The following is a 9,348-nucleotide window of genomic DNA, read 5'->3' as shown; positions in this document are numbered from 1 at the left end:
AGAACCCCGATTCTCCCTGCGCGGCAGGCACCTGTTCTCTTACGACGATCTACAAGACCCCAACATCAACGCCCAACTGGCGGATGTAGGTCTGACGGTGCGTCGGAAACAAAAGAGTGGCGCCCGGGAATCGCTCCCGAGCGCCACTGAGCGGTACGTCAGCCGACCGCGAAAACCTTAGCGCCGACGGCGGAACAGGCCGACCAGCGAGGCCCAGAAGCCGCCGCGGGTGTCCGACTCGGCCTGCGCTTCGGCCTCGGCCACCGCCGCCAGCGCGTCCTTGGCGGCGCTCGGCTCGACCGGGGGGGAGGCCGCCGGGGCGGCCTGCGCGGACCACGGGGCGAGGCGGCGCTGCGGGGCGAACGTGACCGGGAGCGCGTCAAGGTGCCGGGACCAGGTCGAGGCGGTCCAGGTCAGCTGGTCCTCCGGCACCGCGAGGTGCAGGTCGGGCAACCGGTTGAGCAACACGTCGACGCCGGTGTCGGTGATGGCGCGGGCGATCTCCTGTCCCGAGCACTCGTGCGGGCCCCGGCTGAACGCCAGGTGCGAGCGGTTGCCGTGCATCGGCGCGTCGGGATCCGGGCGGATCTCCGGATCCGCGTTGCCCGCCGCGATACCGAGCAGCAGCATGTCGCCCTCGCGGATCTCCTTGTCGGCGAAATGCATGTCGTGTGTGGCGAACCGCGCCGGGCAGACCAGCAGCGGCGGATCGTCCCACAGCATCTGCTCGACCGCGTCCGGCAGCGTCATGAGCCCACCGGTGAGCGACGCGCGGAAGCGGGGGTCTGTCAGCACCATCCGCAGCGTGTTCGAGACCAGGTTCGTCGTGGCCTCGTAGCCCAGCACGATCACGAGGCGCAGGTGGTTGAATACCTCCTCGTCGTTCAGCCCCGAGGGGTGCTGGATGAACCAGGACGCCAGGTCGTGCGCGGGGGCCTTGCGCCGCGCCTGGGTCAGCGACTGCAGGACGCCGATGATGTACTGGTTGTGCGCGTACGCCTCCTCGCCGCCGCTGACCATGCCGACGATGGCCTCGACCAGTTTCCGGCCGTACCCCTCGCTCAGGCCGACCAGCCGGCTCAGCACGAGCATCGGAAGATGCGCGGCGAACTGGGTCACCAGGTCCGCGCGGCCGTCCTCGACGAAGCCGTCGATCAGCTGGTTCGCGTAGCGCTGCACGTGCCGCCGGGTGCCGCCCCGGTCGAACCTGGTCAGGCAGTCGTTGACCGCGGCGCGCAGCCGCTGATGCTCCTCGCCGTCGTAGGACACGACGTCGGGACGCCATCCGAGGAGCTGAAGCAGCGGGTCGTCCGCGGCGATCCTGCCCTCGTTCCAGTCCCGCCAGAGCCGGGCGTCCCGGGTGAACCGGCTCGGGGTGCGCGCGACCTCCATGTTCTCCCGGTACCCGAGCACCAGCCAGGCCGGGACGCCGCCCTCGAGTGCCACCGGGGCGATCCCGCCGTGTTCCGCGCGGAGCTTCTCGTAGATCGCGCCGGGATCCTGCTGCGCTTCCGGGCCGTAGAGCGCGGTCAGTGCGGCACCCTGTGCGAAGGCCGCGTGCGCCGGACACTCCGGCGGCGGGATCGCAGCGCCTGATTCCGCGTCTGATGATTCGGGGATGACTGTTGACACGCTTACTCCGTGGCGGCTGAGGCGGCCACCGGGGCCGCGGACTGGGTGGACAGCCGGTACAGGTAGCGCATGAGGGCCAGCAGGGTGTCCCGGCTCGAGGCCCGGCTGCGCGCATCGCACGCGACGATCGGCACGGCGGCCGGCAGATCCAGCGCGGCACGCACCTCTGCCATCGGGTGGGTCGGGGCGTCCGGGAAGACGTTGACGGCCACGATGAACGGCACGCCGCCGTTCTCGAGCCGTCCGATGACGTCGAAGCTGGCCTCGAGCCGCCGGGTGTCGACCAGCACGACCGCGCCAAGGGCTCCCTCGAACAGACCGGTCCACAGGAACCAGAAGCGCTGCTGTCCGGGCGTGCCGAACAGGTAGAGCACCAGTTGCTCGTTGATGCTGATCCGGCCGAAGTCCATGGCCACGGTGGTCGCGTCCTTCTGTTCGACCCCGCGGACGTCGTCCACGCCGACGCTGACCTCGGTCATCGTCTCCTCGGTCGTCAGCGGTCTGATCTCGCTGACGGAGCCGACCAGGGTCGTCTTGCCGACGCCGAACCCGCCGACCACGACGATCTTGACCGCGGTGGCAGCCGAGGCGGGCAGCGCGTCCTCGCGCGCCGGTCCGACGGCCAACTCAGAGCCTCTGGAGTCCATTCATCACCGCCTTGAGCAGTTCAGGATCGCCGATTCCGTCCATGCGCACCGAGGCGCGCACCTCGATGAGCGAGTCCCTGAGCAGGTCGGAGACCAGGATGGCGACCACGCTGAACGGCAGCTTGAGGTACGCCGAGATCTCCGCCATGGACAGGGGCCAGTGGCACATGCGCAGGATGGACGCGTGTTCCGGCTGCATCTCCGGCCGGGCCGCGGCCCGCGCCACCACGAGGGTGATCAGGTCAATGTCGGCCCGGCGGCCCGAGGCGCCGCGCCCGCCGGTGAGGACGTACAGGCGCTCGGGGCCGCCCTCCTCCCAGGCGGAGGGCGCGTCGTTGATCGGGGACGGGGTCACCCGGCCGTCCTCTCCTCCATCCGCGGCGGACTGGTGAGATGCTCACCGATGCGTGCGACCAGGTTGCGCATCTGTTGCCCCATCAACCCAGCGTCCACCCCTTCGTCGGCCAGAACCGCGAGGTACGCGCCCGCGCCGGCCGCCATGAGGTAGAAGAATCCCCCGCCCACCTCGATCACCACGAGCCGCATGCGCTTGTCCCCCTGCGGGAACTCGGCGCCGACGGCGGCGGACAGGCTCTGCAGTCCGGCGCACGCGGCCGAGAGGCGGTCGGCGGTGTCCACATCCGTGTTGTGCTGGGCCATGCGCAGGCCGTCCGCGGTCAGGACAATGACGTGCCGGGTGCCCGGCACGCTCTCCGCAAGGTCCTTGAGCATCCAGTCCATGCTGGGCCGCAGGTGGTCCATCGACTACTCGCCTTCCTTGCTCGACGCATCGTCAGTCAGGGCGTGCTCGGTGCTCGTGCCCTCGCCGGAGACCGCGTTCTGGAACGCGGCGAGCCACAGTCCGGGCGGCGGGGACGGCGCGGCGGGAGCAGATCCGCTACTCGATACGGGCGGGGACGGGGCGGCGGACTGCGGCGCGGTCAGGCTCCGCTGGCTCCCGCTTCCGGCGAGCGGGGCGGTGACGCCGCGCCTACGCTGCGGCAGGCCGTTGTTGTTGATCTCGATCTGCCGCGGCTCCTCCGGCTGCAGGGCGATGGCGGGCACCGGCTTGTTCGGGTTCGCCCGGACCGCGGCGCCCGGGTTGGCCGCGGACAGCGGCACGGCAGTGGCCAGGTCGCGTGGGATGATCAGCACGGCGCGCACGCCGCCGTATGCCGAGGGCCGCAGCGAGACCTTGAAGCGGTGGGTCTGCGCCAGCCGGCCGACCACGGACAGGCCGAGGCGCGGGTTCTCGCCGAGGTCGGCGAGGTCAAGGCCCGACCTGACCTCGGCGAGCACCCGCTCGGCGCGCAGCCGGGCCTCCTCGCCGAGGCCGACGCCGCCGTCCTCGATCTCGACCGCGATCCCGGACTGCACCTCGACCGCCGTCATGTGCACGCGCGTCTGCGGCGGCGAGTACCGGGTGGCGTTGTCCAGCAGCTCGGCGAGCGCGTGGATGAGCGGTTCGACGGTGGGTCCCGAGATGGCGACCTCGACCACCGAGTGCAGTTCGACGCGCTGGTAGTCGGTGATCCGGGACATCGCGCCGCGCAGCACGTTGAACAGCGGCACCGGATGCTGCCACTGCCGGCCGGGGCGGGATCCGCCGAGCACGGCGAGCGAGTCGGCGAGCCGGCCGATCAGCGCGGTGCCGTGGTCGAGGCGGAGCAGGTCGTCGAAGACGTCGGGGCTCCCGCCGTGCCGCTCCTCCATCTCGCGCAGATCCTGGAACTGCTGGTGCACGATGGCCTGGACGCGGCGGGCGACGTTGACGAACGCGCGCTGCGAGGAGTCGCGCAGGTCCTCTTCCGCCTTGACCGCTTCGAGGACCGAGCGGACCACGTCGTCGTGCGCCTTGATGAAGGCGGCGCCGAGGGCGGGCGACTTGCTGGGGCCGGACAGCGCCTCCTCGACCGAGTCGCCGCGGTGCAGCCGGCTGATCGCGGCGGGCAGCACCTCGACGGCGAGGCGGCTGGTCTCGGCCTCCTGCATCTCCAGACGGCGCACGAGCTCCTGCTCGGTGGCGGCCTGCCGACGGCGCAGCTGGACGATCTCGTGCCCGCGGCGGCGGATCTCGGCGCAGGCCAAGCCGATCGCGACCGCCGCGACGAGGCCGCACACGGCAACGGCGCCCCGGGCGCGCGGAGCGACGAGAAGGACCGCGGCCACCGTACAGAGCGCGGTTAGGGCTGCTACCAGGGCGCCGAAGACGACGGACGAGCCGCCTTCCGAGCGACGAGGTGACGGTCGCTTGCGTTTCATTCGCAGAACCTTGGTCTGATCGTGGGCGTGTGTCGGTAACCGACGGGGACAGGGAGATGAAGTCACGGACGCGGCCCGCGGAGAGACTCGCGCGCCGCCGAGGGCCCGACGGCGATGTCCTGACAGGGCACGCGGCCACCTTGCTCAGTGTTCGAATACGGCGGTTCTGATATCTCTCCGGACAGGACTCACGTTATCTCAGGCCGCAGACGCGACAGAAATGCGCCCGCGCCCGGATGTGCCGGGCGCACGCCGCAGGGATCCGCGTGGACCGGAGGATCCATCGTGTGGCATGGCCACCACTTCGGCGGGTCGGATTGGCGCTGGTTGGCGGGCGGACCCGGGCGCCGGTCGAGGCCTTCCGGCAGGACGGCATCCCATTCTCGCTGTTGGTACGGATCGTGGCGACGCCGTCAGGGCCGGCCCGAGGAGGGCTGCGGCCACAGGGAACGACGCCCGGGGGCGCCCCCCGGCCTCATCCCGCTCACCGTCGCCGACGTCCGCTCCCGGCCAACCTGGTCAGGGCGGGGCGCCCGCTCATGTGTGGCATTTATGTGAATTCGCACTTCAGCACGGGCACCCAGTGGTTCATCAGGGTCCACGCGGGCGGCGACAACACAGACTGCAAGGACCATCCGCTCTTAGTCCGTGGGTTCGGGGTTCAAGTCCCTGGCGGCGCACCCGTTCTGACCTGGCCATATAGCCCATGCCGCCCGACGAGTTGGTCGGGCATCCCGGCGCCGCACCGCCCGCCGACTCGTCAGCCTGACTCCATGTGCCCGACCGGCGCTCCGCCCTCCAACAGATGGCGCCTAATACGGCAGCCGTTGTTTTGCGACCAGTTCGGTTTGGTGGCCTCGGTGTCGGTCGTGGCTAACCTTGGGTCCGAGTCTGGTGACCCGTACTACGGTTGTGATGTCAAGTTCCCCGCGAGCAGGGAACAGCACACCGGCCGCGTCGCCGTGGCTGGGTCTCGTGGTGTCTGACCGCCGACCGCTAAGCCGTCGCCGACTGGACCGGGCCGAGCCCGCCGAGCGCCAGGTGGCCTCGCCGTAGCTGCGTCGGGGGGCGGACCCCCGCCGCGACGAATCGGCAGCGTGGTTGCCGGATGATGTGAGCGAGGGCCCACTGGGCGGGTATGTGCCCGGCGGGCGGCGGACGCCTCGAACTCGAAGCCGGCGACGAGTCTCGGAGCCGGAACGACCCAGCACTGGGGGTAGAACGTGGATCCGACGCCTTCAGGCGATGGCACGGGCAACGGCCTGGGCGACGTCGTGCAGCTCGCCATCCCCGCCGTCGGCGCTTACCTGGTCGTCCTGCGCACCGCGACCGCGTCTTTGGCCGCGCGGGCGGACTTCACCCTTGACGACATCGAGGACCTGCGGATCGCCGTGGACGAGGCCTCCGCCCTGCTGCTGGTCTCCGCGGTCCCGGGATCGGCCCTGGAGTGCGTCTTCACGCTGTCGCCAGGCCGCATGCGGGTGACCGTTTCGGTCGACAGCCTCGACGGCGAGCCGCCGTCGAGGGACACGTTCGCCGTAGCCCTCGTCCGTCCTTCCGTATGTCACACGGACCTGCATGGGCGCGTCGCCCTTGGTCGTGAACAGCCAGCCCTCGCCGGTGATGTTCCAGTCTGGGTCGAGATGCGTTGTGCAGAACCAATGCGCCCGAAAGCTCAGAAACGGCCTGCCATTGCGCAGGCCTGCGACCGTGATTCGCTGGGCCGCCATCGTGCCCTTCTCGATCACGGAGCCGTCCGAGAGCGTGGTCGGCTCGGTGGCGCGCGCGATCTCCCCTCGCACCTCGAAGCTGTCAAGCGGCAGGCCGATCGCGTCGGCGAACGCGGTGAGCGACTGTTGGTAGCCCTCGGCAGTGCCCTGCAACAGCCGCGGGTCCAGCTCGTCATGGTGAACTGGCGCGCCAAAGCGCATGACCTTGGTGATCATGTCGGGTCCCACCGAGGCCGGAATATCGGCGTACTCATCGATGGTGAGTTCGTCGAGCCTTCGCATGGGGTAGACGAGCGTCAGTGGCATCGTGGTTGTACTGAAGCCAGGACTGCTTCCGGTCGCATGGATCGACGTGACCCCCTGCTGGCATGCCTGCTCGACACGCTGCCGGATGGCCGGATCCATCGCCGCGGCGTAGAAGAACTCGTTGCGTGTGGTGACGATGTTGATTCCGAACTCAGCAGCCGCGTCATATCATCGAGATCGAAGCCCTCCTGCATGTAGAGCACGCAGTCGGGCCTCAACGCTAAGACGTCCTCGATGTCGCGTGTGGCGAGGACGCCAAGTGGGCCGATGCCGGCCAGTTCGCCGGCATCCTTGCCCTCCTTGTCCGGCGAGTGGACGTAGAGGCCGACCAGCTCCAGGTCGGGGTGGTCGACGACACCGCGGATGGCCTTCTTCCCCATCCGGCCGGCCGCCCACTGGGAGGCCAGCAACGGTGGACCGCCTCGCGAGTAGCCAGCTGTCCGTCACTCTGCGTGTGCTGGAACCGTTCCAAACGGTGCCGGCCGCCGCTCGGCCTGGGGCGTGTCCAACCGTCCGCCGGCACATGAGCTCAACGAGGCATCGGTCGTTTCCCGCATCCGTGGGCTCAAATGATCAAAGTGCCTGCCCCGGTCCGGCTCGGCGGCGCGGTCCTCATCGTCGGTGGTCTCCGCCCCTCATCCGCCTGACGCGACCTCTCTGGATCTACGCGTCGAACTGTCGGCCGTTCGACGAGGCCGCCCTCGACACACATAGAATGAAGAAATTCGGCGGGAACGGACGGAGGTCCTCGGTGGCGGACGAGCGGGCGCAGGCTCCATTACCGGCGAATTCTCGTAGGGCGCAGATCATGAAGGCGGCAGGCGATCTGTTCGAGCGGCGCGCCTACCAGGAGGCATCCATGGAGGCCATCGCGCAACACGTCGGGATTCGTAAGGCGTCGCTTTACTATTACTTCAGCAGCAAGGATGAGTTGCTCGGGCAGATGCAGCAGGAGATGATCGAGCCGGTTATCAATGCACACCAGAGTCGCTTGAGTGAGGGCGCCCTTGACTCGCGCGGACTGCTGCTGGCCATGATGACCGACCTGGTTTCGCTGACCGAGACTCATCCCGGCCACATGCGTATCTATGTCGAGCGCCATCGAGAGCTTCCTGAACTCATCCGCGGAAAAATCGCTGAGCAGACCGACCGCTACCGAGGAATGCTTGTCGACGTCCTCGACCGGGGAGTGGCCGAAGGCGTGTTCACGGTTGCCGACCCGAACCTGACCGCGATGGCGATCCTGGGTATGTGTGGCTCGACTTATCAGTGGTACCGCCCCGGCGGGAAGTGCACGGCCCCGGAAATTGCCCAATATTTCTACCACATTCTCATGACCGGCATTGAAACTTCCTCGTGACGGCGCGGCGTCGGCAATCGCCAGGATAACGCGCCTGTATCTTATGGCCCGGCGGCGTGGGATTTCTTCGACCGGGGCGCCGTCCTACTGCCTGTAGCGTGCCAGAACTCGACTTGGGGCCATGGCCTGCGGTTTTGCTACCGAGTTACTAATGGGAATGAAAATATCTAGACATAGCGGGACTGCCGCGATTTAATCATTGTGTGCGGGAGACCGACGGCCGGAACTCGACCATGGAACACTGGAATCGATCAGGATTCGGGTGGCGCGCCAGATTGTCGACGAGGGGGCGAACGCCGACGAACTGGCGAAGCCGATCGAGGCTTTCGCCGAATTGCTGGAAAGTCATGCGTCGCCATGACCACTTGATTCCGCCCCTCCCAGGTGCTCAGGCGGATGGCTGCTCAGGACGGAAGGCGGTCTCCTCTCTCCCTACGATCAGTGATCCACACGGACCGCCCGGGGAGGACCTGTCACCAAAGATTCTGAGGTACGCGCTCGTGGCAGCAGGACAGGATTCCTCAGGACCTCCGCGTCACACTGACCTACGGGCTCGCAGGCACCAAGGCGGGACGACGTCGGACCGGACGGCACCAACATCCTCATCAGGACAGGGTGCCGGCGCAAGCCGGCATGGTCACTGACCTGGGAGAACGAGCTGACCGGAAAGGGTGACCGGCGGTGGGGTAATGGCTCAAGCCCCCCTCGGACACATTTTTCGTACATGATCAACCGGCGTGGTCGCCTCGACGATCACTTGGGCTGGGCTTTTGCGCGGCGCGTTCGTATTTGTCGATCAAGCCGCCGAGGGCGGGTCCGCGCTTGATGCGTTCCTTGGTCAGGTGGGCGATGGGGTGGTCAGGCCGCGGTGGCCGAAGATCACGGCTGCGGCGGGGTCGTCGTGCGTTGTGGTGGCCCGCAACACCCAGGCTGGGGGCTTCTCACTCCTGCGGCGTTCCTTCCGATCGGTGGCGTCGTCATGCTGCCGCCGGAGACGGACGGCTGACCGGCATCGGCGCCGCCGGTCCGCCCCGGCCCCGCCGGTCCGCCCCGGCCCCGCCACAGCGCACGGGCGATCACTCCGGGCCGCAGCAGCGCGGCCGGCGGGTCGATGAGGTTGACCGTGCGGACGCAGGGCTGCGACAAAGTCGTGGGCGGCGTGTCGGCTGGCGTCGTGGGCCTGTAGCGGCTACGGCTGCCGGGTGTACCGGCCCGCGACGGCCGCCGTGTGTCTGATCAGCTTCTGCCTGGTCGGCCGCGGGATCGTCGGGTTGGGCTGTTATCTGGTCTTCTGCGACTCCGCGCGGCGGGAGAGCGGGGGCGCTGCCGTCGGGCCGGCCCCGGGAACGGGCGGACGCGGCGCCCACGGGATGATCGAGGTTCCTACGCCATGATCGTCCGAGAGTGGGGC

General features: G+C 68.7%; 7 protein-coding genes and 1 pseudogene. 2 read left to right on the top strand and 6 right to left on the bottom strand.

From position 1 onward, the window contains the following. Positions 1-177 precede the first annotated feature (177 nt). Genes BCD48_RS19080 through BCD48_RS19060 form a run of 5 tightly spaced genes read right to left on the bottom strand, consistent with a single transcriptional unit; the run spans position 178 to position 4,541 of the window. Positions 178-1,632 carry a cytochrome P450 gene (locus BCD48_RS19080; protein WP_071049803.1) on the bottom strand — a complete coding sequence of 485 codons (1,455 nt, stop codon included), beginning with the start codon at positions 1,630-1,632 and terminating at the stop codon, positions 178-180. 2 nt (positions 1,633-1,634) lie between these two features. Continuing rightward, a complete protein-coding gene (locus BCD48_RS19075; protein ID WP_071049802.1) occupies positions 1,635-2,279 on the bottom strand; it encodes a GTP-binding protein in 645 nt (214 codons plus the stop codon). Beyond that, positions 2,260-2,634, bottom strand: coding sequence for a DUF742 domain-containing protein (locus BCD48_RS19070; protein WP_071049801.1), 375 nt, complete (start codon positions 2,632-2,634; stop codon positions 2,260-2,262). The genes BCD48_RS19075 and BCD48_RS19070 overlap by 20 nt, the downstream gene beginning before the upstream one ends. After that, positions 2,631-3,041 carry a roadblock/LC7 domain-containing protein gene (locus BCD48_RS19065; RefSeq protein WP_071049800.1) on the bottom strand — a complete coding sequence of 137 codons (411 nt, stop codon included), beginning with the start codon at positions 3,039-3,041 and terminating at the stop codon, positions 2,631-2,633. Before BCD48_RS19065 ends, BCD48_RS19070 begins: the two co-directional genes overlap by 4 nt. A 3-nt stretch (positions 3,042-3,044) precedes the next feature. After that, positions 3,045-4,541, bottom strand: coding sequence for an ATP-binding protein (locus tag BCD48_RS19060; RefSeq protein WP_071049799.1), 1,497 nt, complete (start codon positions 4,539-4,541; stop codon positions 3,045-3,047). 1,223 nt (positions 4,542-5,764) lie between these two features. Between BCD48_RS19060 and BCD48_RS53830 the strand changes: the two are divergent. Continuing rightward, positions 5,765-6,079 (top strand): annotated as a pseudogene (locus BCD48_RS53830) (anti-sigma factor); the annotation flags it as partial. A gap of 488 nt (positions 6,080-6,567) precedes the next feature. Here BCD48_RS53830 and BCD48_RS53825 read toward each other — a convergent pair. After that, the gene (locus BCD48_RS53825) at positions 6,568-6,957 is read right to left on the bottom strand and encodes a hypothetical protein (protein WP_241841853.1); all 390 of its coding nucleotides are present in this window, start codon (positions 6,955-6,957) and stop codon (positions 6,568-6,570) included. A 371-nt stretch (positions 6,958-7,328) separates the two neighbouring features. Between BCD48_RS53825 and BCD48_RS19050 the strand changes: the two genes are divergently transcribed. After that, positions 7,329-7,937: a TetR/AcrR family transcriptional regulator gene (locus BCD48_RS19050; protein ID WP_071049797.1), complete on the top strand. Its 609-nt coding sequence runs from the start codon at positions 7,329-7,331 to the stop codon at positions 7,935-7,937. The last annotated feature ends 1,411 nt before the right edge of the window (positions 7,938-9,348 follow it).

Origin of the sequence: Pseudofrankia coriaricola, from assembly GCF_001854805.1 — a bacterium.
Lineage (GTDB): Bacteria > Actinomycetota > Actinomycetes > Frankiales > Frankiaceae > Pseudofrankia.
Note: the sequence above shows the minus strand (reverse complement) of the source record. Positions and strands in the feature narration are given on the sequence as shown.